Origin of the sequence: Paracoccus haeundaensis (assembly GCF_006239215.1) — a bacterium.
GTDB lineage: Bacteria > Pseudomonadota > Alphaproteobacteria > Rhodobacterales > Rhodobacteraceae > Paracoccus > Paracoccus marcusii.
On sequence record NZ_VDDC01000029.1, the window covers coordinates 30,638 to 54,695 of the forward strand.

At 67.2% G+C, this 24,058-nt stretch carries 25 protein-coding genes; 15 read left to right on the forward strand and 10 right to left on the reverse strand.

Annotated features, from left to right (window positions below; translation table 11 throughout):
* Positions 1–69: 69 nt before the first annotated feature.
* The 8 genes from adh to FHD67_RS15110 form a co-directional block, all read right to left on the reverse strand.
* The gene (gene adh / locus FHD67_RS15075) at positions 70–1,596 is read right to left on the reverse strand and encodes an aldehyde dehydrogenase (protein WP_046000587.1); all 1,527 of its coding nucleotides are present in this window, start codon (positions 1,594–1,596) and stop codon (positions 70–72) included.
* Positions 1,597–1,713: 117 nt separating this feature from the next.
* Entirely contained in the window at positions 1,714–2,685 is a 972-nt protein-coding gene (locus FHD67_RS15080) for a GAF domain-containing protein (RefSeq protein WP_246071314.1), read from the reverse strand.
* A gap of 76 nt (positions 2,686–2,761) precedes the next feature.
* The gene (locus tag FHD67_RS15085) at positions 2,762–3,985 is read right to left on the reverse strand and encodes an ABC transporter ATP-binding protein (protein WP_139599176.1); all 1,224 of its coding nucleotides are present in this window, start codon (positions 3,983–3,985) and stop codon (positions 2,762–2,764) included.
* A 16-nt stretch (positions 3,986–4,001) separates the two neighbouring features.
* A complete protein-coding gene (locus FHD67_RS15090) occupies positions 4,002–5,543 on the reverse strand; it encodes an alpha-amylase family glycosyl hydrolase (RefSeq protein WP_052715245.1) in 1,542 nt (513 codons plus the stop codon).
* On the reverse strand, positions 5,540–6,673 hold the full coding sequence (locus FHD67_RS15095; protein WP_045982319.1) for a carbohydrate ABC transporter permease: 1,134 nt from the start codon (positions 6,671–6,673) through the stop codon (positions 5,540–5,542). Before FHD67_RS15095 ends, FHD67_RS15090 begins: the two co-directional genes overlap by 4 nt.
* Positions 6,673–7,668 (reverse strand): carbohydrate ABC transporter permease, encoded by a 996-nt coding sequence (locus FHD67_RS15100; protein ID WP_046000585.1) that lies wholly within the window; start codon positions 7,666–7,668, stop codon positions 6,673–6,675. The genes FHD67_RS15095 and FHD67_RS15100 overlap by 1 nt, the downstream gene beginning before the upstream one ends.
* Before the next feature lie 61 nt (positions 7,669–7,729).
* Positions 7,730–9,085: an ABC transporter substrate-binding protein gene (locus tag FHD67_RS15105; protein WP_046000584.1), complete on the reverse strand. Its 1,356-nt coding sequence runs from the start codon at positions 9,083–9,085 to the stop codon at positions 7,730–7,732.
* An 87-nt stretch (positions 9,086–9,172) separates the two neighbouring features.
* Positions 9,173–10,231, reverse strand: a complete 1,059-nt coding sequence (locus tag FHD67_RS15110) for a quinoprotein relay system zinc metallohydrolase 2 (RefSeq protein ID WP_139599177.1) — start codon at positions 10,229–10,231, stop codon at positions 9,173–9,175.
* 147 nt (positions 10,232–10,378) lie between these two features.
* Between FHD67_RS15110 and pqqA the strand changes: the two genes are divergently transcribed.
* The 11 genes from pqqA to FHD67_RS15165 all read left to right on the forward strand — a co-directional run bounded on the left by pqqA (position 10,379) and on the right by FHD67_RS15165 (position 18,719).
* Positions 10,379–10,471 carry a pyrroloquinoline quinone precursor peptide PqqA gene (gene pqqA / locus FHD67_RS15115; RefSeq protein ID WP_042250260.1) on the forward strand — a complete coding sequence of 31 codons (93 nt, stop codon included), beginning with the start codon at positions 10,379–10,381 and terminating at the stop codon, positions 10,469–10,471.
* A 78-nt stretch (positions 10,472–10,549) separates the two neighbouring features.
* Complete coding sequence (gene pqqB / locus FHD67_RS15120) at positions 10,550–11,431, forward strand: pyrroloquinoline quinone biosynthesis protein PqqB (protein WP_139599178.1); 882 nt, start codon at positions 10,550–10,552, stop codon at positions 11,429–11,431.
* Positions 11,428–12,180, forward strand: coding sequence for a pyrroloquinoline-quinone synthase PqqC (pqqC, locus tag FHD67_RS15125; protein WP_139599179.1), 753 nt, complete (start codon positions 11,428–11,430; stop codon positions 12,178–12,180). Before pqqB ends, pqqC begins: the two co-directional genes overlap by 4 nt.
* Positions 12,177–12,470 (forward strand): pyrroloquinoline quinone biosynthesis peptide chaperone PqqD, encoded by a 294-nt coding sequence (gene pqqD / locus FHD67_RS15130; RefSeq protein ID WP_046000581.1) that lies wholly within the window; start codon positions 12,177–12,179, stop codon positions 12,468–12,470. The genes pqqC and pqqD overlap by 4 nt, the downstream gene beginning before the upstream one ends.
* Complete coding sequence (pqqE, locus tag FHD67_RS15135) at positions 12,467–13,603, forward strand: pyrroloquinoline quinone biosynthesis protein PqqE (RefSeq protein WP_045982312.1); 1,137 nt, start codon at positions 12,467–12,469, stop codon at positions 13,601–13,603. Before pqqD ends, pqqE begins: the two co-directional genes overlap by 4 nt.
* A gap of 4 nt (positions 13,604–13,607) precedes the next feature.
* Entirely contained in the window at positions 13,608–14,402 is a 795-nt protein-coding gene (locus tag FHD67_RS15140) for a quinoprotein dehydrogenase-associated SoxYZ-like carrier (RefSeq protein ID WP_139599180.1), read from the forward strand.
* Positions 14,403–14,522: 120 nt separating this feature from the next.
* A complete protein-coding gene (locus FHD67_RS15145) occupies positions 14,523–15,230 on the forward strand; it encodes a response regulator transcription factor (protein ID WP_045982310.1) in 708 nt (235 codons plus the stop codon).
* Entirely contained in the window at positions 15,230–16,381 is a 1,152-nt protein-coding gene (locus FHD67_RS15150; protein ID WP_139599181.1) for an FIST N-terminal domain-containing protein, read from the forward strand. The genes FHD67_RS15145 and FHD67_RS15150 overlap by 1 nt, the downstream gene beginning before the upstream one ends.
* Positions 16,368–17,690 (forward strand): ATP-binding response regulator, encoded by a 1,323-nt coding sequence (locus tag FHD67_RS15155; protein WP_052715243.1) that lies wholly within the window; start codon positions 16,368–16,370, stop codon positions 17,688–17,690. The genes FHD67_RS15150 and FHD67_RS15155 overlap by 14 nt, the downstream gene beginning before the upstream one ends.
* 85 nt (positions 17,691–17,775) lie before the next feature.
* Positions 17,776–18,381 (forward strand): hypothetical protein, encoded by a 606-nt coding sequence (locus tag FHD67_RS15160; RefSeq protein WP_139599182.1) that lies wholly within the window; start codon positions 17,776–17,778, stop codon positions 18,379–18,381.
* Positions 18,378–18,719 (forward strand): hypothetical protein, encoded by a 342-nt coding sequence (locus tag FHD67_RS15165; protein WP_127897576.1) that lies wholly within the window; start codon positions 18,378–18,380, stop codon positions 18,717–18,719. The genes FHD67_RS15160 and FHD67_RS15165 overlap by 4 nt, the downstream gene beginning before the upstream one ends.
* A 10-nt stretch (positions 18,720–18,729) precedes the next feature.
* Here the strand turns inward: FHD67_RS15165 and ubiB are convergent, their stop codons facing one another.
* Positions 18,730–20,262 (reverse strand): 2-polyprenylphenol 6-hydroxylase, encoded by a 1,533-nt coding sequence (gene ubiB, locus FHD67_RS15170; protein WP_139599183.1) that lies wholly within the window; start codon positions 20,260–20,262, stop codon positions 18,730–18,732.
* A gap of 4 nt (positions 20,263–20,266) precedes the next feature.
* A complete protein-coding gene (ubiE, locus tag FHD67_RS15175; RefSeq protein WP_139599185.1) occupies positions 20,267–21,013 on the reverse strand; it encodes a bifunctional demethylmenaquinone methyltransferase/2-methoxy-6-polyprenyl-1,4-benzoquinol methylase UbiE in 747 nt (248 codons plus the stop codon).
* 75 nt (positions 21,014–21,088) lie between these two features.
* Here ubiE and mutM point away from each other — a divergent pair, with 75 nt between their 5' ends.
* The 4 genes from mutM to FHD67_RS15195 form a co-directional block, all read left to right on the forward strand.
* Positions 21,089–21,934 carry a bifunctional DNA-formamidopyrimidine glycosylase/DNA-(apurinic or apyrimidinic site) lyase gene (gene mutM / locus FHD67_RS15180; protein WP_046000575.1) on the forward strand — a complete coding sequence of 282 codons (846 nt, stop codon included), beginning with the start codon at positions 21,089–21,091 and terminating at the stop codon, positions 21,932–21,934.
* A 69-nt stretch (positions 21,935–22,003) separates the two neighbouring features.
* Complete coding sequence (locus tag FHD67_RS15185) at positions 22,004–22,780, forward strand: enoyl-CoA hydratase (RefSeq protein WP_046000574.1); 777 nt, start codon at positions 22,004–22,006, stop codon at positions 22,778–22,780.
* A 157-nt stretch (positions 22,781–22,937) separates the two neighbouring features.
* Positions 22,938–23,207, forward strand: coding sequence for a 30S ribosomal protein S20 (rpsT, locus tag FHD67_RS15190; RefSeq protein WP_045982305.1), 270 nt, complete (start codon positions 22,938–22,940; stop codon positions 23,205–23,207).
* Between the two features lie 543 nt (positions 23,208–23,750).
* Positions 23,751–24,058, forward strand: a 308-nt coding sequence (locus FHD67_RS15195) for a DnaA N-terminal domain-containing protein (RefSeq protein WP_281282459.1), incomplete at its 3' end; no start/stop codon positions are given.

Below are 24,058 nucleotides of genomic sequence, written 5' to 3' on the forward strand. Positions count from 1 at the left end.
GGTGGCGTCTGGCCCAACGCCGCGGGATCGGTGCGGGTTGCGGGCGACCCGAAGGCCGCCCGCATCGCGTTAGAAGAAGCCCAGCTTCTTGGGGCTGTAGCTGACCAGCATATTCTTGGTCTGCTGATAGTGGTCCAGCATCATGCGGTGGTTTTCACGCCCGATGCCCGACTGCTTGTAGCCGCCGAAGGCCGCGTGGGCCGGATAGGCGTGATAGCAGTTGGTCCAGACCCGGCCCGCCTGGATCGCGCGACCGAAGCGGTAGCAGGTGTTCGCATCGCGCGACCACAGTCCCGCGCCAAGACCGTAGAGCGTGTCATTGGCGATCGACAGCGCCTCGTCCTGGTCCTTGAAGGTGGTCACGGACACGACTGGGCCAAAGATCTCCTCTTGGAAGACCCGCATCTTGTTGTGGCCCTTGAAGACCGTCGGCTTGATGTAGAAGCCGCCCGACAGCTCTCCGCCGTGATCCGCGGCCTCGCCGCCGATCAGCACCTCGGCGCCTTCCTTGCGACCGATGTCGAAGTAGGAGAGGATCTTCTCCTTCTGCTCGCTCGAGGCCTGCGCGCCGATCATCGTCGCGCTGTCGCGCGGGTCGCCCTGCACGATGGCCTCGACGCGCTTCAACGCGCGTTCCATGAACTGGTCATAGATCTTCTCGTGGATCAGCGCGCGCGACGGGCAGGTGCAGACCTCGCCCTGGTTCAGCGCGAACATCACGAAACCCTCGATCGCCTTGTCGAAGAAATCGTCATCCTCGCGGCAGACATCCTCCATGAAGATGTTGGGCGACTTGCCGCCCAGTTCCAGCGTGACCGGGATCAGGTTCTCGGACGCGTACTGCATGATCAGGCGGCCGGTGGTGGTTTCCCCGGTGAAGGCGATCTTGGAGATGCGCGGGTTCGACGCCAGCGGCTTGCCCGCCTCCAGGCCGAAACCGTTCACGATGTTCAGCACGCCCGGCGGCAGGATGTCGGCGATCAGCTCGGCAAAGACCATGATCGTGGCCGGGGTCTGTTCCGCGGGCTTCAGCACCACACAGTTGCCGGCGGCCAGCGCGGGTGCCAGCTTCCAGCAGGCCATCAGCAGCGGAAAGTTCCACGGGATGATCTGACCCACCACGCCCAGGGGCTCGTGGAAATGGTACGCGATGGTGTCGTTGTCGATCTCGGAGATGCCGCCCTCCTGCGCGCGCAGGACGCCCGCGAAGTAGCGGAAATGGTCGATGGCCAGCGGCAGGTCGGCGGCCATCGTTTCGCGGATGGGCTTGCCGTTGTCCCAGGTCTCGGCGGTGGCCAGCAGCTCCAGGTTCGCCTCCATCCGGTCGGCGATCTTCAGCAGCGCGTTGGACCGATCGGTGGTCGAGGTGCGGCCCCAGGCCCCCTTGGCCTTGTGCGCCGCGTCCAGCGCAGCCTCGATGTCATCGGCATTGGACCGGGCGATCTCGCCGATCTCGGCCCCGGTGATGGGCGTGGTGTTGGTGAAGTAGCGGCCCGACTTGGGCGCCGTCCATTCGCCACCGATGAAGTTGTCATAACGGCGGGCAAAGGGCATCACGCCCACGCCCTTGAATTCGTGCGTCTGGTCGTTCGGCATCGGTTCCTCCTCCTCGGGATGTCAGCCCCCGGATCTCCCGGTCCGGGTATGGGCAAAGCGTCGGACAGCGCGTGATTCGTCGCAACCGCCGATCCACGCCGCAGCGCAGAAGCTGTCTCACATGTGAGACAGTCCCCCGTGATTTTCACCAAGCCCAAGGCGCGCCATGCGCCTGTACATCGTCGCCCGCCCGATCCCAAGCGCGCGCGCGGCCGCCGAAACGTTGCCCTGCGCGCGGGCCAAGGCGCGCATCACGGCGGCGCGTTCGGCCCGGTCGAACCCGGTCAGGTCGTCCTGGCGCCCCAGCAGGTCGGCGGCCGGGCGCGGGCGGATCGCACCCTCGCGCTCCAGCCCCAGGACGCGACGGGCGGCGCGGGTGGCGCCGATGGCCAGGTCATCCTTGTCCACCGCCAGCAGCACCGCCTGTTCGCCCTGATCGTCCGAGGCCACGACGATGCGCGCGTCGGGAAACGACATCCGGAAGAACAGCGATTCGATCGCCCGGGCGGTCTGCGCCACCTGCGCCGAGATCAGCCGGTTGTAGCGTTCGGTCTGGTCCGCGCGCGCCGAACTGACGTCCAGCGCGGCCAGCAGCCGCCCGTCCGGTCCCCAGATCGGCGCGTCCATGCAGGACATCGCGGTGTTGAGGGTACGGAAATGTTCGTCACGGTGGATGGTCACCTGCCGACCCTCGGCCAGGCAGGTGCCGATGCCGTTGGTGCCCTGCGCGGCCTCGGACCAGTCGGCGCCCTGCCACAGGCCCCAGTCGCGGAACTGCTGGGCGTCGGCATCCGACACCCGCTGGTCCAGCACGATGCCATGCGCATCGGTCAGCAGCACGTTGCAGCCCGACAGGCCGACCAGGTTGTACAGGTGGTCCAGCTGCGGTCCGGCGACGTTCAGGAAGGCCTGCATCGCCTGATGGCGGTCGGCCAGTTCGCTGTCGGACAGGCGATCCGGGCGGCGGCGGTCGGCGGGGTCCAGCCCGTGCTTCAGCATGGACCGCCGCCAGGATGCGGCCAGCGCCGAGGTGGCGCTGCGTGACTGCGACTGCGCGGCCACAAGCTCCGCGTGGTTGCGTTCGGTCATGGTCTCCCCCTCAGGATGGGGAAAGTATAGCACGGTTTGCGGGGCGCGATCTGCGACTTTGGTCGCGCCCCGGGGCTCAGCGTACCGGGCCCTCGGGGATGACCATCCCGTCCATTGCCCGGTCCGGACCGCGATCCGACTGCGCGGGCGTGCCGCCCATGCTGCCCGAGGGCGCAGCCATGCGCGGCTGATAGGGCGGCAGGCGGTCGGCGCCGTCCCGGTACAGCAGTGATTGTCCTTTGTGGAACAGGTGCAGCGCATGGGGATCGGCGGTCAGCCGGACCCGCTTGCCCTTCAGGTCCGGGTGGATGCCCGGCAGCTTGGCGGTGATCGGCGCGGTCTCGGCCCCGGTGCCGAAGTACAGCAGCGTGACCTCTCCCAGGGCCTCGGTCAGATCGACGGTCCCCTCGAAGACCGGGGTGCCGTCGGTCTCGCGCATGTCCTCGGGGCGGACGCCCAGGTTGACGACCATGCCTTCGTCGCCGGCACGGGTCGGGATGGCGACCTGCGCCTCTAGGCCCACGTCCAGCGCGACGGTGGTCATGGCGCCCACGGTCTTGACCCGCCCGGGCAGCAGGTTCATCGCCGGGCTGCCGATGAACTGGGCCACGAATTCGGTCATCGGACGCTCGTACAGCTCCAGCGGCGCGCCGACCTGGGCGATGCCGCCGCCGGCCAGCACCACGATGCGGTCGGCCAGGGTCATCGCCTCGGTCTGGTCGTGGGTGACATAGATCATCGTGCGGTCGGGCATCGAGGCCTTCAGCTGCGCGATCTCGATCCGGGTGGCGACGCGCAGGGCGGCGTCCAGGTTCGACAGCGGTTCGTCGAACAGATAGACCTTGGGGTCGCGCACGATGGCCCGCCCGATGGCCACGCGCTGACGCTGGCCGCCCGACAGCGCCTTGGGCAGGCGGTCCAGATAGGGCGTCAGCTGCAGCATCTTGCCGGCGCGGTCGGTGGCGGCCTGGATCTGCTCCTTGGACTGGCCCGCGATCTTCAGCGCGAAGGCCATGTTGTCGCGGACCGTCATGTGCGGGTAAAGCGCATAGGACTGGAACACCATCGCGATGCCGCGCTGGCTGGGCGGGATGTCGTTCATCACCTGCCCGCCGATCTTCAGCTCTCCCCCGGTGATCTGCTCCAGGCCCGCGATCATGCGCAAGAGCGTGGATTTCCCGCAGCCGGACGGCCCGACAAAGACGATGAACTCTCCGGAACGGATGTCCAGGTCGATGTCCCTCAGCACCTGCACGTCGCCATAGGACTTGGCGACGTCCGTCAGTTTCAGATCGGCCATTTGCGGTCTTCCTCCCCTACCCTTCGATGATCTGGACCTGCCACGGCATCAGCCCGCCCGCATCGTCGTCGGACAGGTTGGCGCGGATCAGCAGGGTCTGCTTGTCGTCACGGCGGCGGAAGGACAGCACCGGCCCCTCGGCCTTGATGTCTGTCATGTTTCCGCAGCGCAATGCGCTGTGCTTGCGGCGCAGGCCGACCGCCCAGCGATAATGGTGCAGCATGGACTGGGCGTCGGCCTCCTGGCTGACGACGGTGCGCTGCAGATGCGTATGCGGCACCGGCAGCCAGGGCTGGCTGGTCGAGAAACCGCCGTTCACGCCCATGTCCCAGACCATCGGCGTCCGGCAACCGTCGCGGCCCTTGAACTCGGGCCAGAACTCTATGCCATAGGGATCGCGCAGATCCTCGAAGCGCAGCTCGGCCTCGGGCAGGCCCAGTTCCTCTCCCTGGTACAGGCAGACCGACCCGCGCAGGCATAACAGCACCGTCGCATAGGCCTTGGCCGCCTGGTCCGGCAGGTTCCAGCGCGTGACGTGGCGCACCACGTCATGGTTCGACATGGCCCAGCAGGGCCAGGCGTTGGGCGCGATGTCGTGCAGCTTGTCGAACACCTCGACCACGCGCGCGGCGGGCAGGTCGTCACCCGACAGGAAGTCGAAGACATAGGACATCTGCACCCGGCCCGGCACGCCGGTATACTCCTCCAGCAGTTCCAGCCCGCGCTCGCTGTCGCCGATCTCGCCCACGACGGCGGCGCCATAGGGCACCAGCGCCTGGTGGAACCGTTCAAGGAAGGCCAGGTTCTCGGGCTGCGATTTGCTGAAGCGGTGGCTCTGGTGGTTGTAGGGGTTCACGGCGGGGGCCGTGTCCGACTTGCGCAGTTCCGGCGCTAGGGGCGGGTTGTCGCGCAGCTGGGCGTCGTGGAAATAGAAGTTGATCGTGTCCAGCCGGAAGCCGTCGACGCCCTTGTCCAGCCAGAACCGCGCCATCTCGATCAGGGCGTCCTGGACGGCGGGGTTGTGAAAGTTCAGGTCCGGCTGCGACGACAGGAAGTTGTGCAGGAAATACTGTTCCCGCCGCGCATCCCACTGCCACGCGCTGCCGCCGAAGATCGACAGCCAGTTGTTGGGCGGGGTGCCGTCCGGGCGCGGGTCCGACCAGACATACCAGTCCGATTTCGGGTTGTCGCGGCTGGCGCGGCTTTCCTTGAACCAGGGATGCTGGTCCGAGGTATGCGACATCACCAGGTCGATCATGACCTTCAGACCCAGCTCGTGCGCGCTTTGGACCAGCCAGTCGAAATCCTCCATCGTGCCGAAGATCGGGTCGATGCCGCAGTAATCGCTGACGTCGTAGCCGAAATCCTTCATCGGAGAGGTGAAGAACGGAGAGATCCAGACCGCATCGACCCCCAGGGACGCCACATAGGGCAGACGCTGGGCGATGCCCGCCAGATCGCCCGTGCCGCTGCCGGTCGTGTCCTGAAAGCTGCGCGGGTAGATCTGATAGATGATCCCGCCCTTCCACCAATCCGTCGTCTGTTCAGTCAAGTTCATCCACCTTTCACGGAGCCGGCCAGCAATCCGCGGACCAGATATTTCTGCATGGCAAAGAACACCAGCAGCGGCACCGCTATCGAGATAAAGGCCGAAGTTGCAAGGATCTCCCATTCACCTCCGCGCGATCCCATCAGCTCTCGTAGCAGGCCCGTCATGACCAGCTGTTCGCGCGTGTTGCCCAGGAACACCGTGGCCACCAGCAGGTCGTTCCAGACCCACAGGAACTGGAAGATCGCGAAACTGGCCAGGGCGGGGAAGGACAGCGGCAGGATGATCCGGCGGAAGATCTGGAATTCGGTCGCGCCGTCGACGCGGGCGCTCTCGATGACCTCTCGTGGCAGGCCGACCATGTAGTTTCGCAGCAGATAGACCGCCAGCGGCAGGCCGAACCCAGTATGCGCCAGCCAGATGCCCAGGTATCCCTTGCCGATGCCCAGTTCGTTGTGCAGCCGCAGCAATGGGATCAGCGCCACCTGCAGCGGCACGACCAGAAGCCCCACCACGCAGGCCGTCAGCAGGGCCCGGCCCGGAAACTGCATCCAGGCCAGCGCATAGGCCGCAAAGGCCGCGATCAGGATCGGGATGACGGTGGCGGGGATCGTCACCGTCATGGTGTTCATGAAGGCGCGCCCCAGCCCGCCTGCGGTCAGAACCCGGGAATAGTTGTCGGTCGTGAAGGCCGGCGGCGACAGGGTTGTGGTGAAGATCCGTTCACCGCGCCGCATCTCGAAGGGCTGGGCCGAGGTCATGCGATAGCTGCCGTCCTCGGCCACGGTCAGATCGATCCCCGGCTCCAGCTCGACGGTGTCGCCGGGGGCGTTGGCATCGGGCTGGCGCGCGCTGGTGCCCCAAGCGGTCAACTCCTGCGTGCCCTCCAAAGCGCTGCCTTGGATCACATAGAGATCGCCCTCCTGCACCTGGTCCTCGGCCGTGCCCGAACGCACGAAACCGGTCTGCACCGAGCCCGAGAACGACTGCCACCACCCCGAGGTCGAGATCTGGTCGCGGTCGCGGAACGACGACACGAACAGGCCCAGCGTCGGGATCGTCCACAGCAGCACCAGCAGGAAGGCCGCGATGTTGACCGCCCAGGCCAGCGACGACTTCTGTCCAGCCATCCCCTCCATCAGCGGACCTCCTTGCGTGCGTTGTAGATATTCCAGACCATGATCGGGGTGACCAGGATCATCAGGACGATGGCGATGGCCGACCCGCGCCCGTAATCGGGCGTGCCGCGGAACATCCAGTCATACATCAGGTTCGCCAGCACCTGCGTGCCCCATTGCCCGTTGGTCATGACGAAGACGATGTCGAAGACCTTCAGCACGACGATAGTGATGGTGGTCCAGACCACCGCGATGGTGCCCATGATCTGCGGCACCTTGATCTTGAAGAACACCTGAAGGGGGGATGCGCCGTCCAGAATGGCGGCCTCGATCGTCTCCTCGGGGATGCCGCGCAGGGCGGCCGACAGGATGACCATCGCGAAGCCAGTCTGGATCCAGACCAGCACGATCATCAGCAGAAGGTTGTTCCACACCGGCAGGGTCAGCCAGATCTGCGGCTCTCCACCCAGCTGGGTCACGATCCAGTTCAGAAGGCCGATCTGCGTCTCGCCCGAGGCGCGGTATTCATAGATGAACTTCCAGATCACGCCCGCGCCGACAAAGCTGATGGCCATGGGCATGAAGATCAGCGACTTGCCGATGTTGCCCCATTTCAGCCGGTCGGTCAGCTGCGCAGCCAGCAGGCCGAACAGCGTGGACAGGGCCGGCACGACCAGCAGCCAGGCCATGTTGTTCAGCATGGATTCCCGGAACTTGCCGTCGTTCACCAGCCAGACATAGTTGTCCAGGCCGACGAACTGCGATCCGTTCGAATTGAACAGCGACCGCCAGAAGCTGTCCAGCACCGGATAGACCAGATAGGTCGTCAGGAACAGGATCGCGGGCCCCAGGAACAGCCAGGGGCGGATCTGGTTCGCCCGCCGGATGTTGTCGCCCGCCTGCGCCCCGCGCGGCGGATAGATGCGGTCCAGCAGCCAGTTCGACCCCCAGAACCAGGCCACGCAGCCAAAGACCCCGATCGCGATCGTGCTGACCGCCAACCACAGCAATTCCATTCCCGGTCTCCCCCCTGGATCATGGGGCGCGGCGACGTCGCGGCCGCCGCGCCGGTCGTCGTCAGTTCAGCGAAGCCCAGCTGGCCTGGATCTTGTCCGCGACGTCCTGTGCCGAGGCGCCGCCGACGAAATCGATCATCCCGGTCCAGAACGCCCCCGCGCCGATCGCGCCGGGCATCAGATCCGACCCGTCGAACCGGAAGACCGTCGCGTCCAGCAGGATCTGCCCCATGCGGCGGACGGTCGGATCGTCATAGGCCTCGACATTGGCGCCGGTATAGGGCGTGACGAAGCCCTGCTGCGCCATCCAGATCTCGTGCGCGACGGGGGTCTTCAGGAACTCGACGAAGGCCATCGCGGCGGGGTTGTCCGACAGGACCGCGAACATGGTGCCGCCGCCCAGGACGGGCTGGCCCAGGTCACCCGATGCGGGCGCGGGCATGTAGAAGAAGTCGGCATCCTCCCCCACGACCGTGCCCTCAGGGAAGAAGGTCGTGATGAAGCTGGCCTGACGGTGCAAGTAGCAGGCGGGCGGGCTGTCGAACAGGCCGGCGGGGCTTTCGCGGAAATCGGTCGCGCTGACCGATCCGACGCCGCCCGCGACGAAATCGGGGTTCTTGGCGAACCAGCCGAACTCGTCGATCGCGGCCACGACCTTGGGGTCGTTGAACGGCATCGCATTGGTCGTCCAGGCGTCGTAATCCTCGGGCGTGGCAGTGCGCAGCATCAGGTCCTCGACCCAGTCGGTCGCGGGCCAGCCGGTGGCGCCGCCCGATCCCAGGCCGATGCACCAGGGGGTCTCTCCCTCCTCGGCGATCTGCTCGGTCAGGGCCTTCAGGTCCTCGTAGGTCTCGGGGATCTCATAACCGGCATCCTCGAAGTTCTCGGGGACGTACCAGACCAGCGACTTGACGTCGGCCTTGTACGGGAAGGCGTACAGTGCCTCGGTCCCGTCGGGGCCCGCATAGGTGCCCAGCGCCGCCCAGCTTTCGCCCGCGGCATAGTTGTCGGTCAGCCATTGCGCCGTCTCCTCGCCAAGGGGGCGCAGGAAGCCCTTTTCGGCCAGATCCGAGGCCAGGCCCGGCTGCGGAAAGACCGCGACATCGGGGGGCGATCCGGCCTCGCTGTCGATGACGATCTGCTGCTCGAAGCTGTCGGAACCGGAATAGTTCGCCTGCGCGCCGGTCGCCTCGTTGAAATAGGCGATGACCGACTGGAACAGCTCCTGGTCGCCGCCCAGCCAGGGGCCCAGAATGTTGAAGCTCTGCCCCTCAAGGTCGGAATGCGCGGCTTTGAACTCGTCCAGGCTGGCCCAGTTGATGCGGTCGTCGCTGCCCGGTTCGATCACCAGCTGCGCCTGCGCGCTGCCCGCGGTCAGCGCGATGATCGCAGCGGTCGTGTACAATGCGGTTTTCAAGTCTTCCTCCCTGAAAGTCCCCGGACCTGTTTCGCCCGGATGTTAACGCGAACATTTGCCAGTTCTGGCGAACCTGTCAAACGCTTCTCATTCCCATTCCAGTTCCTTGTAGGCCGCGGTTGCGTTCCGCGCCACCGTCTCTGGATAGGAATTCCATGAATTCTGCATCGGCTGCAATGCATTGGCGATGGCGGGCACGGCCTGCGACAGGGGCAACCCGTCCTGAATGGCCCGGCGCGTCGCGGTCGCAAGCGCTTTCAATAATGCGGTCTGGGGTGCCGATGCGTCAGCCCATGATTCGCTGGCCGGTCCGTGTCCGGGCACGATCAAGCCTGCGCCGCGTGCCGGGTCGCTGTCCAGCCATTCCAGCCATCCCAGCAGCGATCCGTCCACCACCGGCGTCAGGTCCCGGAACAGCAGATCGCCGGTGAACAGCGTATTCGTCCTGCGGTCCAGCACGGTCAGGTCGCTGTCGGTATGGGCCGCGGGCCATGCCCGCAGTAGCAGGGACCGATCGCCCAGGTCGATCTGGCGGCGGTCATCGACCAGGTCGTCGGGCATGACCACCTGCGTGCCGATCCAGTCCGGGGCCGGGTAAAGACCAACCAGCGCGTCAAGATACCCCGCCGCCCGCGCCTGAAGCGCCTGCGGCAGGGCGTGATGCGCGGTGATGCGGGCCCCGACCTCGGACAGCACCTGCGCGCCCAGCACGTGGTCTGGATGCATGTGGGTCAGGATCAGGTGCTGCACCGGAAGGTCGGTGATCCTCCGGATCGCCACATAGAGGTCCTGCGCCTGCGCCCGCGACACGCCCGCATCGATCACCGCGACCGCATCGCGGCCGATGATCACCCCCAGGTTGGCGATGCGCCCGTCCGGGGTCTCCTCCATCTGGTGAGAATCGCCGAAATGGACATGAACGCCCCGCGCGACCTGCTGCAGGTCCAGCGCCGGAAGATCGGCATTGGCGCGGCATTCCGGCGCACTGCCGGTCAGTTCGGGCCGCGCGGCCAGCCACGCATCCGCGACCTGCGCGGCCTGCGTTCGGCACCCCTGGGCCGTCGCCGAATCGCCCTGGGGCAGCAGAACCTGGCCGCATTGATCGGCGGCCATCGCCAGACAGACGCCCAGAACCAGGTGAAACATCGTCCTTCCGTCCCCTTTTGCGGCCCGTCTTCACGAAATGGTCACGACCTTGCGACCTTTGTCGTGTTGATTCATCCTGTCTCTATACTAGATTTGAATCCAGTCGCCTTCTGTAGCGGCGCCACCGGCATGTAGGAGGAGCACAACATGGCCTGGACCAAACCTATCCTGACCGAGATCGCTTGCGGCATGGAAATCAACATGTACGCACCCGCCGAGGACGAGCCCGTCCTGTTCTGAGCCTGTACCGCAGGCAGGAATGCGGCCCCGTCCGAACTCGTTCGGGCGGGGCTTTCTTATCGTAAGGCACGACACCCGATGCGGATCATCATCCTTGGGGCGGCGGCGGGCGGTGGCCTGCCGCAATGGAACTGCGGCTGCGGCAATTGCGACGCGGCCCGCGCGGGACGTATTTCGTCGATGACCCAAAGCTCGATCGCGGTCAGTGCCGATGGGCGCGACTGGGCCATCCTGAACGCATCGCCCGATATCCGGGCGCAACTGGCAGCGACGCCGGCGCTGCACCCGTCCGGCCCGCGGACCATGCCGCTGCGGTCGGTCCTGGTGACAAATGGCGACATCGATCACGTGGCCGGGCTGCTGACGCTGCGCGAAAGCCAGCCCTTCGATCTGTTCGCGACGCAGGCGATCCATGATGCGCTGGCGGCGAACCCGATGATGGCTGCGGTGAACCCCGACTTTGTCCCGCGCCGGACCGTCGCGCTGGACCAGACGATCCCGCTGACCCCCGGCCTGACCGCGACGCTGTTCGCCGTGCCAGGCAAGGTGCCACTGTATCAGGAGGGCGCCACGGTCGAGACCGGCCTGATCGGTGAGACCACCGTGGGGGTTGAGCTGCGCAGCGCGGACCGGCGCGCGTTCTACATCCCCGGATGCGCGGACATGCCTGACTGGCTGCGCGACCGCGTCGCGGGGGCGGATGCGCTGTTCTTCGATGGCACCCTGTGGGACGACGACGAGATGATCCGCATGGGTCTGGGCCGCAAGACCGGCCGCCGCATGGGGCACATGGCGGTGACCGACACGATCCCCGCCCTGGCCGACACGCCGATTGGCCAGCGCATCTTCGTGCACATGAACAATTCGAACCCGCTGACCGACCCGGACAGCCCGCAGGCGGCTCAGGCCGCGGCACAGGGCTGGCAGGTCGCCCGCGACGGAATGGAGATCACGCTGTGAAGGACGTCCAAGCCACCGCCCAGTCCCGCGAGGATTTCGAGGCCCGCCTGCGCGCCATCGGCGCCGCGCGCTATCACGACCGTCACCCGTTCCACGCCCGCCTGCATGGCGGCCAGTGCACCCCTGATGAGGTGCGGGCTTGGGTCATCAACCGCTGGATGTACCAGTCGCGCATCCCCATGAAGGACGCGGCCTTCATGAGCCGGGTCGAGGATCCCGACCTGCGCCGCGCCTGGCGCAAGCGGATCGAGGATCACGACGGCGGTCAGACCGAGGGCGGCGGCATCCGCCGCTGGCTGGCCTTGGCGCAGGCGGTGGGGCTGGACCCGGACTATGTCGCGTCGGGCGTGGGCATCATGCCGGCGACACGGTTCGCGGTCGAGGCCTATGTCCGCTTCGTGCGCGACATGCCCCTGCTGGACGCGGTGGCGGCCAGCCTGACCGAACTGTTCGCGCCCCGCATCCATGCGCAGCGGATCGAGGGTCTGCTGCAACATTACGATTTCGCCGATGACAGCAGCCTGTCCTATTTCAAGAAACGCCTGACCGAGGCGCCCGAGGACGTCAAGTTCGGCCTGGACTATGTCCTGGCCCATGCCGACACGCTGGAAAAGCAGGACGCAGCCGCCGCCGCGCTGACCTTCAAGACCGACGTGCTGTGGGCCCAGCTGGACGCGCTGTGGCACGGCTATGTCGAGGGGCGCACGCCCCCCGGGGCCTGGCGGCCCGGAGAGGGGATGCGCGCATGACCGCATTGATCGGACCCGACGACATCCCCTATCTGCCGCGCGGCGTGCGGCTGCAGGGCGACCGCGTGCGCGGCATCCGCGTGCTGCAGGCCCCGGAACGCGCGATGCAGCTGGACCAGATCGGAGAGGCGATCCTGTCCGAACTGGACGGCGCCCGCAGCCTGGACCGGATCGTGCGCGACCTGGCCGCGCGCTATGACGCGCCGGTGGACCAGATCGGCGGCGACGTGAGGGACTTCCTGACCGGGCTGATCGAACGGCGCATGGTCTTTGTCAGGGACAGCGCATGAAGGATCAGCAGCACCAGCCCCGCGACCTGGACGGCAACCCCGTCACCCCCGGCCTGCCCATGGCGATGCTGGCCGAGGTCACACACCGCTGCCCCCTGGCCTGTCCCTATTGCTCGAACCCCGTCGATCTGGTCCGCGCGTCGCGCGAGATCGGCGCCGACGACTGGGGCCGGGTGTTCCGCCAGGCTGCCGATCTGGGCGTGCTGCAGGTCCACATCTCGGGCGGTGAACCCGGTGCGCGGCGCGATCTGGCGCAGATCGTGGGCCATGCGCGCGACGCGGGGCTGTACGTGAACCTGATCACCTCTGGCATCGGCATCACCCGTGACCGGCTGATCGAACTGGACCGCGCGGGCGTCGATCATGTCCAGCTGTCGCTGCAGGGCATCCGCCCCGACATGGCCGACCGGATCAGCGGCCATCCGGGGTCCTGGGACAAGAAGATGGCCTTTAGCGACTGGGTCACCGAGATCGGCTTTCCGCTGACCATCAACGCCGTCGTCCACCGCCAGAACATGGACCGCCTGCCCGACATGATCGATCTGGCTGAACGCCTTGGCGCCCGGCGGATCGAGGTGGCGACCGTTCAGTTCCACGGATGGGCCGACCGCAACCGGGGCGCGCTGATGCCCACGCGCGAACAGGCCGAATTCGCGCGACAGGTGGTCAACGCCGCCCGCGTCCGGCTGCGTGGGCGGATGGTCATCGATTATGTCCCCGCCGATCACCATGCGGTCTATCCCAAGGCCTGCATGGGGGGCTGGGGCTCGACCGGGCTGAACGTCGGGCCTGATGGGACCGTGCTGCCCTGTCATGCCGCCCAGACCATCGACTGGATGCGCTTCGAGAACGTGCAGGAGCGGTCGCTGTCCGACATCTGGCACCTGTCCGACAGCTTCAACGCCTTCCGCGGCACGGCGTGGATGCCGGAACCCTGCCGCGGCTGCGACCGCAAGTCCGTCGATTTCGGCGGCTGCCGCTGCCAGGCGATGGCGCTGGCCGGCGACGCGCGGGCCACGGACCCGGTCTGTTCGAAATCTCCGCTGCATGCAGGGGTCGTGGCACGCGCCGAGGAGGACGCCGCCGCCACGACCACCGAATTCGTCTATCGGAGGATGTCCAAGGGAGGATGAGGCAATGAGACTGTGGCTGACCCTGACGGCGGCGCTGCTGGCCGCGCCCGCGATGGCGCAGGACAACGCGCTGCAACCATCGCCCACCTGGGAGGATCTGCGCGGGGCGGTGATGGACTTGGACAGCGATCCGCCGCAGGACGCGACGGTGCTGGACCTGGATGCACCGACCCGTGCCCATGACGCGGCCATCGTGCCCATCCGTCTGACGCAGGCGGCCGACGCCCCCGCCATCGACGCCCTGACCCTGGTCATCGACGAGAACCCTGCCCCCGTCGCCGCCGAATACGCCTTTGGTCCCGCGCTGATGCCCCTGGATTTCGAGGTGCGCGTCCGGGTCGACAGCTATTCCGACGTCCGCGCCATCGCGACCCAGGCTGACGGCACGCAGGTCATGGCCGGGCGCTTCGTCAAGGCCGCGGGCGGCTGTTCGGCGCCGGCGGGCAAGGACATGGCCGCGACCAAGGCGACCATGGGCCAGATGCGCTGGCGCAGCGAGGTTCAGGACGGAGCGGAGATCGGCACGCTGATGATCCGGCATCCGAATTTTTCGGGCCTTCAGCGCGACCAAGTGACGCTGCTGAACATCCCTGCCCATTTCATCGACCGCCTGGACGTACGCCAGGGTGACGCACTGCTGTTCTCGATGGCGGCGGGGATCTCGGTCAGCGAGGATCCGGTGTTCCGCTTTCGCTATCAACCGGATGGCCAGCCGATCAACATCCGGGTCGAGGATACGGACGGCAATGTCTGGACCGAAAGCTTTCCGCCGGGCGAACGAACGGTCAACAAAAGCTAGATCGCCATCCGACTTTCGTCGCAGCATGGCGCTTGCTTTATGTGCACCCTGCCCTAGACTGCGGTCACGGCGGCACCCTTGAGGAGGGGTTGCAGCCGGCAGAACCCAGGGAGGAATGCCATGACAGCAGCCGCCATGCAGGCGCGTCCCGTGCCGTCAGCGCGACCCACCGCCGACCAGGTCCGCGAGATCCTGATCGTCGACGACCACCCGCTGATGTGCGATGCGCTGGCACTGACGCTGAAGATCAGCTTTGGCCTGAAGAATGTCCGCACCGCACGCAGCCTTGGCGCCGCGGTGGAACAGATCCGCGTGCAGGGTGCGCCCGACGCCGTGATCCTTGACCTGAACCTGCCCGACGCGCGCGGCGCCGAGGGCATCGTGACCCTGCGCCGCCAGCTTCCGGGCGTGCCGATCACCATGATCTCGGCCGATCTGGAGGGGGCGATGATCTCGACCGCGATGGCGGCCGGGGCACAGGGCTATATCAGCAAGTCGCTGTCGCGCGAGGCGCTGGTCGACAGCCTGCGCCGCATGTGGGAGGGCGAGCACGTCACCCCCGACGGATACCAACCCGATCAAGACAGCGCGGACGACGACGCGAAGGCCGAACTGGCGCGGCGCTTTTCGTCACTGACGCCGCAGCAGATGAAGATCCTGCGGCTGATCTGCAAAGGCAAGGCCAACAAGGAGATCAGCTACGAGCTGTCGATCGCCGAGGCCACGGTCAAGACCCACATCACGGCGATCATGTCCAAGATCAACGCCCGCCGCCGCACGCAGGCCGTGCTGCTGGCCAACTCGATCCGGCTGTTCGAGGCCGGCTGATGAACACCGACCCGGCTGCGATGGAGGGCGCATCCGGGCCGGTCGCTGTGCAGGCCGACCGCGGCGGGACCGACATGGTCCCGACCTTGCTGGACGGCCTGCGCGGCACCAATCCCGCCTTGGTCCTGCTGTTCGGCGCGCAGGCGGACGACCTGGCCGCGCTGCAGTCCGGGCTGGCCCCCCACCTGCCGCCCGATTGCGTGATCGCCGGATGCTCGTCCGCCGGAGAGATCGGGCCGCAGGGCTATGCCAGCGACAGCGTGGTGGCGATCGGGTTTCCCGCGCGCCATTTCCGCGCCGCGTCCCTGCTGCTGCCGGACCTTGCCGCGCTGCCGGTGTCGGAATGGATGGCGCAGCTGCGCCAGATGGCGCGCGATTTCGGCCCCGACCCGGCGCGGCACCTGTTCGGCCTTCTGCTGACCGATGGCCTGGCCGGACAGGAGGACGCGCTGGTCGCCACGCTGGACGCGGCCCTGCCCTCGGTCCCGGTGCTGGGGGGGTCGGCTGGCGACGGTCTGGATTTCCGCCGCACCTCGCTGCTTGCGCAGGGCGCCGTGCGGTCGGGCGTCGCGGTCTTCCTGCTGGTCGAGACCGACCTGACCATCCGCGAGGTCACGTTCGCCCATTTCAGCCCCACCCCCACGCGCGCGGTGGTCACCGCCGCCATTCCCGAAAAACGCCGCATCCTGGAGCTAAACGCCGAACCCGCGGCGCAGGAATATGCCCGCCTGACCGGGTTGCGCCGCGCCGACCTGACGCCCAGCGAATTTGCCCGCCACCCCCTGCTGCTGCGCATGGGCGGGCGCCATCACGTGCGCGCCATCAGCGCCATCACAGACGACGACGGCCTGTCGCTGATGTCGTCCATCGACACCGGCACCGTCCTGACCCTTGGCCGGTCCGAGGATCTGATCCAGGGGTTTTCCGACCTGCTGGAGGCGCTGCCCACGCCGCCGCTGATGGTGCTGGCCTTTGACTGCATCCTGCGCCGGCTGGCGCTGGAACGCGCGGGGCTGACCGACCGGATGTCGGACCTGTACCGCCGTCACCGCGTTGCGGGGTTCAACACCTATGGCGAACAGCACAGCGGCATGCATGTGAACCAGACATTCGTGGGCCTGGCCTTCATGAGGTCCGATGATGTTGCGTGACGACGATCCGCCCGACCGGCAGATCGCCAAGCTGACCCGTATCAACGCCGTCCTGATCGACCGGATCGACCGGCTGGAAGAATCACGCGGGTCCGCATGGTCGATGTTCCAGGCCGCCGTCGCGCTGGAGCAGGAGGTGCTGGCCCGCACGCGTGACCTGGAACGCGCGATGGCCGACCTGTCGCAAAGAAACCGCGAACTGGCCGTGGCCCGCGCCCTGGCCGAGGAGGCGAACCGGTCCAAGACCCGTTTCCTGCGCGCAGCCAGCCACGACCTGCTGCAGCCCCTGTCGGCGGCGCGGCTGTTCCTGTCAGCGCTGACCGACACGCCGATGGACCCGCACCAGACCGAACTGACCGACCGGCTTGGCAGTGCCTTCGAATCGGTCGAACAGCTGATGCATGCGGTGCTGGACATCTCGCGGCTGGACAGCCAGCGGATCGAGTTCAACCGACAGCCCGTGCCGCTGGACGACCTGTTCCGCAGGCTGGCGGCCGAATTCGCGCCCGTGGCGCAGGCCAAGGGGTTGCGGCTGCGGTTCATGCCCACGACCGCGGTCGTGGACAGCGACCCGATCTTCCTGCGCCGCATCGCGCAGAACCTGGTGTCGAACGCGATCAAGTACACCCATCGCGGCGGCGTCGCGGTGGGTGCGCGGCGCAAGGGGGCGATGTGCTGGCTGTCGGTCTATGACACCGGGATGGGCATTCCGGCCGTGGACCGCAACCGCATCTTCGACGAGTTCCAGCGCCTGACCCATGACAGCGCGACGCCCGGCATGGGGCTGGGCCTGTCCATCGTGCGCCGGGCCTGCGCCAAGCTGGGCCATCCGATCAGCCTGTCGTCCGAGGCGATGCGCGGCACGGTGTTCCGCGTCGGCCTGCCCCTGGTGCAGGCGCTGTCGGACACGCCGCGCCTCGCCGTCGCGCCGCTGCCCGCGCTGCGCGGCCGCGTGGCCTTGGTGGTCGAGAACGACCCCGAGATGCGCCGTGCCTATCAGATGATCCTGCGCAACCGGCTTGGCATGGTGCCCCGCATCGCGGGCGACACGGCCGAGGCGCTGGCCACGATGGGGGACGAACCCCCCGACGTGATCCTGGCCGATTACCACCTGGAGAACGGCGACACCGGGTTTGCCGCAATCGAGGCGCTGCGCGCCGCATCCGACCGGCCGGTGCCCGCGGTGATGGTGACGGCGCATCGCGATCCGGCGATTTCGCGGCGCTGCGCCGCCATGGGTATCCACCTGCTGGAAAAGCCCGTCAGTCCGCCCGACCTGGCCGAGATTCTGGGGCGTCTTCTGGCCTAAGACCAAGGGGGGATGCGGCCGCCGCCGGGGCTTGCGCCGCCGCCCGTCCCGCGCCCATCATGCCCCAACGTTTGGGAGGACGACCATGACCCGCGCCTTTGCACTTGCCCTGATGCTGGGGCTTGCCCCCCTGCCCCTGATCGCGGCCGAGGCCGGCGACGCGGTCTTTGCCGAACGGGGCCCTTGGGATCTGGGCGACAGGACGCTGGAATGGCAGATGACCGTCACGGGCCCGATGGCCGAGGGGTTCCGCCCGACCGAGGACGGCCGCATCACCCTGTCCCAGGACATCGACCCCAGCGATCAGCAGCCGATCCTGGAACTGACCCAGAAGGCCGGGCCGATCGACCGCACGATCGGGCCGTTCCCGATCTCTTCGGGCGATCCGGTCCTGACCTTCTTCCTGGAGCAGACGACCCGCGACATGGCCGCGCTGACCGGCGGCAGTCCCTTCTACATCCGCAACCGCATGAAGGAGGCGCTGTTCCGGGGCGGAGAGGTCACGGCCACCGACGGCGGCATCACGGCCAGCTTTCAGCCCTTCATCGCGGACAAGAATGCAGAACGCATGCACGGCTTCCAGACGCTGACGCTGACCTTCGTGATGGCCGCGCCGGACGAACCCATCCGCGAGCTGCGCGCCGAAACCGATGCCGCGGCGGGTTATCGCAACGAACTGGTGCTGCAATGATCCGCGCGGGCGCCTGTGCGCTGGCGCTGGCCCTGACGGCGGCCCCCGCATCGGCGCAGGCAGTGAACGATTATCCGACCAATGCGCGGGTCGAATACGCCTTTGCCTGCATGGCGACCAACGGGCAGACGCGCGACATGCTGGACCGCTGTTCCTGCGCGATCGACCGCATCGCCGAGGTGCTGCCCTATGCCGATTACGTCGGCGCGGAAACCATCCTGCGGATGCGCCAGACCACCGGAGAGCGGTCCGGCATGTTCCGCGGCATGGCCGCCCTGACCGAGACCGTGGCCACCCTGCGCCGCGCCGAGGCCGAGGCCGAGATCATCTGTTTCTGACCGCCGCGCCCTACAGCGACAGGCCGATCCCCGCCCCCGCCGCCAGCGCCAGGATCGCGACCAGCAGCAGCGTCCCGGAACTGCGCGGCTGGATCAGGGTCAGGCGCGCCTCCTCGGGGTGGGCGCGTTCCCACAGGGCCTGCTCGATCATCCGCGGCAGCAGCGGGCCGTACCGGCCCACGGTCTGCGCGATATGGGTCAGGTCGCTGATCGCGGCCTTGGGGCCGACACTGGCCTTGATGTAATCGGACACCACCGGCTTGGCCGCGTCCCAGATGTTCAGCTGCGGGTCCAGCGACCGGGCCACGCCCTCGACCACGACCATGGTGCGCTGCAGCAGGATCAGCTCTGTCCGGGTGGGCATGCCGAAGCGTTCCGTCACCTCGAACAGATAGGACAGCAGGTTGCCCATGCTGATGCGGCTGGCATCGGCACCGAAGATCGGCTCGCCCACGGCACGCAGGGCGCGGGCAAAGGCGGCCTCGTCGCGGTCGCGGGGGACGTATCCGGCCTCGAAATGCACGCGCGCGACCAAGCGGTAATCGCGCTGGATGAACCCATACAGGATCTGGGCATAGACCCGGCGGGTGTATTCGTCGATCTCTCCCATGATGCCGAAGTCATAGGCGATGATGTCGCCGTTCGCCGCCACCTTGAGGTTGCCGTGATGCATGTCAGCGTGGAAGAACCCGTCGCGCAGCGCATGCGACAGGAACAGCTGGATCACCCGGCGCGCCAGTTCGGTCGTGTCGTGACCGGCGGCGATCAGCGCGTCGCGGTCGCCCATCGGCAGCCCCTCGGCCCAGTCTGCGGTCAGCACGCGACGCGACGACAGCGCCCAATGCGGCATGGGGATCTGAAACCCCTCGTCCCGCGCCGTGTTTTCCGCGAATTCCGACGCGGCCGCGGCCTCCAGGCGCAGGTCCTGTTCGCCGGTGACCGTCTGTTCGAAATGGCGCACCACGTCGCGCGGCCGCAGGCGGCGGGTGCCGGGGGACAGAAGCTGGATCAGGCGGGCGCCGAAATGGAACGCGTCGATGTCGCGCTTGAACGCGGCCCCGATGCCGGGACGCACGACCTTGACGGCGACCTCGCGCCCCGTCTCGCGGACGCGGGCGCGGTGGACCTGCGCGATCGAGGCGGCGGCGACGGGTTCGGAAAATTCGCTGAACAGCTGGTCGACCGGGGCGCGCAGCTCGGCCTCGATGGCCTTCTTGGCCAGGTCGGTGGGAAAGGGCGGCAGGCGGTCCTGCAGCATGCGCAGCTGCCCGGCCATTTCGGGGCCCACGACATCGGCGCGCGTCGACAGGATCTGCCCGAACTTGATGTAGGCCGGCCCCAGCGCGGTGATCGCCCGGGTGATCGGCGGCAAGGTCGGATCGCCCTTGTAGCCCAGCCAGCGGAAGGGCCAGCCCATGACCCGCGCGGCCAGGCGCAGGCGGATCGGCGCATCGACCGCGTCCAGGACGGCGGCCATCGCACCGGTCCGTTCGAAGGTCGCACCTGTCCTGATCAGACGCAAGATGTTGTGGGGACCGCGCATATGCCTACAATTTCCAGCCGGAATGCAGGGCGGCGATGCCCATCGACAGGTTGCGCCACTGCACCCGGTTAAATCCCGCGTCACGGATCAGGGCGGCAAAGCTGTCCTGGTCGGGAAACTTGCGGATCGATTCGACCAGGTATTGATAGCTGTCGCGATCACCCGTCACTGCCTGCCCCATCGCCGGGATCACGTTGAAGCTGTAGCGGTCATAGGCCCATTGCATCGCCGGCACCGGGATCTGGCTGAACTCCAGCACCATCAGACGGCCGCCGGGCTTCAGCACGCGGTACGCCTCGGCCAGCGCATCGGGAATGCGCGTCACGTTGCGGATGCCGAAGCTGATCGTGTAGCGGTCAAAGCTGTTGTCGGCAAAGGGCAGCGCCATCGCATCGCCCGTGACCCAAGCCAGCCGGTCCGCCTTGTCGACGGCATCGGCACGCTTGCGCCCCTCGACCAGCATGGATTCGGTCATGTCGCAGACCGTGACCCGCGCGCCCGGCGCCCGGTCCAGGAAGCGGAAGGCCACGTCGCCCGTGCCCCCCGCCACGTCCAGCAGGTGCTGCCCGTCGCGCGGCGCCAGCCAGTCCATCAGCGCGGTCTTCCAGATGCGGTGGATGCCGACGCTCATCAGGTCGTTCATCACGTCGTATTTCGACGCGACCGAGGAGAAGACCTGATGGACCATGCCGGCCTTCTGATCCTCGTCCACGGTCTGAAAGCCGAAATGGGTCTGCCTGTTGTCCGTCATGCGCTTGCCGTTTGCCTGTTCCATTGCCAGATAGGTCCGGCGTGCCGCGCGCACAATGCGACGAAAGGAACCCGATTGCCAGAACTGCCGGAAGTCGAGACCGTTCGCCGCGGCCTGCTGCCCCATCTGGAAGGCGCGCGCATCGCCCGCGCCCAGATCAACCGCCCCGACCTGCGCTGGCCCCTGCCGGTGGACCTGATGCAGGTGCTGACGGGCGCCACCGTCACCGCGCTGCGGCGGCGGTCGAAATACCTGCTGGCCGACCTGGAAGGGCGCGGCACGGTCCTGTGGCACCTGGGCATGTCCGGCCGCATGCTGGTCGAAGGTGCGGGCCTGGCGGGGTTCCACCGCGATCCGGGCATCCATGCGCGCCACGACCATGTCGTGCTGACCACGGATGCGGGAACGACCGTCACCTTCAACGACGCGCGACGGTTCGGCATGGTCGACCTGATCCGCGAGGGCGCGTCCCATCCCCTGCTGGATCATCTGGGCCCGGAACCCTTCGACCCGGTCTTCACGCCCGCCTATCTGCAGGCGGCCTTTGCCGGTCGGCGGGTGCCGGTGAAACAGGCGCTGCTGGATCAGCGCATCGTCGCGGGACTGGGCAACATCTATGTCAGCGAATCGCTGTGGCGCGCAGGCATCGATCCGCGCCGGGCGGCGGGACGGATCGGAGCCGCACGCATCGCGGCGCTGGTGGGCCATGTCCGCGATGTGCTGACCGACGCGATCGCCGCGGGCGGGTCCAGCCTGCGCGATCACCGGCAGGCCAGCGGAGAGCTGGGCTATTTCCAGCACAGCTTCCGCGTCTATGACCGGGCGGGCCAGCCCTGCCTGCGGGACGGATGCGGCGGCACCATCGCGCGGATCGTGCAATCGGGGCGGTCGTCCTTCTACTGTCCCGCCTGCCAGAGGTGAACGATTGGACGACTGCGCGGGCCTCTGCTAGGACGGGGGCCACGCAATCTGCCAACGAGGTCCAAGCCTATGGCTTATGAAACCATCATCGTGGAGATCGAGGACGAGGTCGCCCTGATCCGGCTGAACCGCCCCGAGGCGCTGAACGCGCTGAACGCCACGCTTCTGGACGAGCTGTCGGCCGCACTGTCGGATGCCGACCGCAACGACAAGGTCCGCTGCATCGTCCTGACCGGCAGCGAAAAGGCCTTTGCCGCCGGCGCCGACATCAAGGAGATGTCGACCAAGACCTTCGTCGAGGTCTACGAATCCGACCTGTTCGGCGCTCAGATCGAGGCGATCACCCGGGTCCGCAAGCCGATCATCGCCGCCGTCAGCGGATACGCCCTGGGCGGCGGATGCGAACTTGCGATGGTGTGCGATTTCATCATCTGCGCCGAGAACGCCAAGTTCGGCCAGCCCGAGATCAACCTGGGCGTCGTCGCGGGCATCGGGGGCACGCAGCGCCTGACGCGGTTCGTGGGCAAGTCCAAGGCAATGGACATGAACCTGACCGGCCGCTTCATGGACGCCGCAGAGGCCGAGCGGTCCGGTCTGGTCAGCCGCGTCGTGCCCACACCCAAGCTGATTCCCGAGGCGATGGCCGCCGCGCGCAAGATCGCCGAGAAGTCCCAGATCGCCACCAAGACCGTCAAGGAGGCCGTGAACCGCGCCTATGAGACGACGCTGCGCGAAGGTCTGCTGTTCGAGCGCCGGTCCTTCCATGCGCTGTTCGCGACCGAGGACCAGAAGGAGGGCATGGCCGCCTTCCTGGAAAAGCGCGAGGCGCAGTTCCGCGACAGATAAGGGTTTTCTTTTCGGCAAGGCTGGCCTATACGCCCCGACTTACATGCGTGTGGGCCCGCTTTGGCAAGAATCATGTCCGTCCCGAACGGGGACGGCGCCATGGGGCTTTTGCACGTTCGAAATTTAGACATGCAACTGACCCGATAGGAAGACACCCATGGCCAACACGCCCCAGTCCAAGAAACGCGCCCGCCAGATCGAACGTCGCACCGACGTCAACAAGGCCCGCCGTTCGCGCATCCGCACCTATATCCGCAAGGTCGAAGAGGCCATCGCCTCGGGCAATGCCGATGCGGCCGCGCTGGCGCTGAAGACCGCGCAGCCCGAACTGATGCGCGGCGTGACCAAGGGCGTCGTGCACAAGAACACCGCGTCGCGCAAGATCTCGCGCCTGGCGGCCCGCGTGAAGGCGCTGTCGGCCAACTGATCCACAGGCCCCACGGGGCCCTGAGACACGCGTTCCACGCCCTTCGGGGCACCGGAATACAGCATCGGGTGCAGGCGAAAGCCCTGCGCCCGACTTGCGTTTCTGCACCTGCGACATTTTGAAAAATCGAACGAATTCAAGCAATTCAGAAAATTGTTAATCGAGTCAAAGGCATCGCAGATTCGCTTGGACCAAGTTGCTGTCAAGCGCAGAGTTCGGTTGCAGCTATCCACAAGCTGGGGCTAGTTTCCTCCTTGCGATTCACGTCGCTTGGGGACGGGCCGGGCCCTGTGGACAGATCTTCGGATCCGTCCGGGACGACGGCCGGGCCGCGAAGAACACCTCTTCCGCCTTCGGGTTCACGACATCCGGCTGCCACCGGGTGTCCGGGGACCTGTGTCCAGGACCGAAAACGGGCTGATGCCCCTTGATCGACCGCGGTCGCGGTCGCGGGGGCAGCGTTTTTGCGTGCCACCCGGATGACGTGAATTCTGTCCCGTCGGATCAACCGGCGGGGATTGGGGACAGACGGGAAACGGGACGATGATGGACAAGATCTGGGGTCAGGCATGCGCCGAGCTGGAACAGAGCGTGGGGCCGAACAACTACAACCACTGGATCAAGCCGCTGCGCCTGATGGCGATCGACGACGGGGCCGCGCGATTCGTCAGCCCGACGCGCTTCATCTCTGACTGGGTCGGGCGTCACTTTGCCAAGGACATCATGGCGGTGCTGACCCGCCATGGCGCCCCGGTCGAGCGTCTGCGCTTTGACGTGGGCAGCGCCGCGGCGCGCCCCTCGGCCCAGGCCACGGCCCCCGCGGGCCAGCCGGCCGAGGCGCCGACCACCCG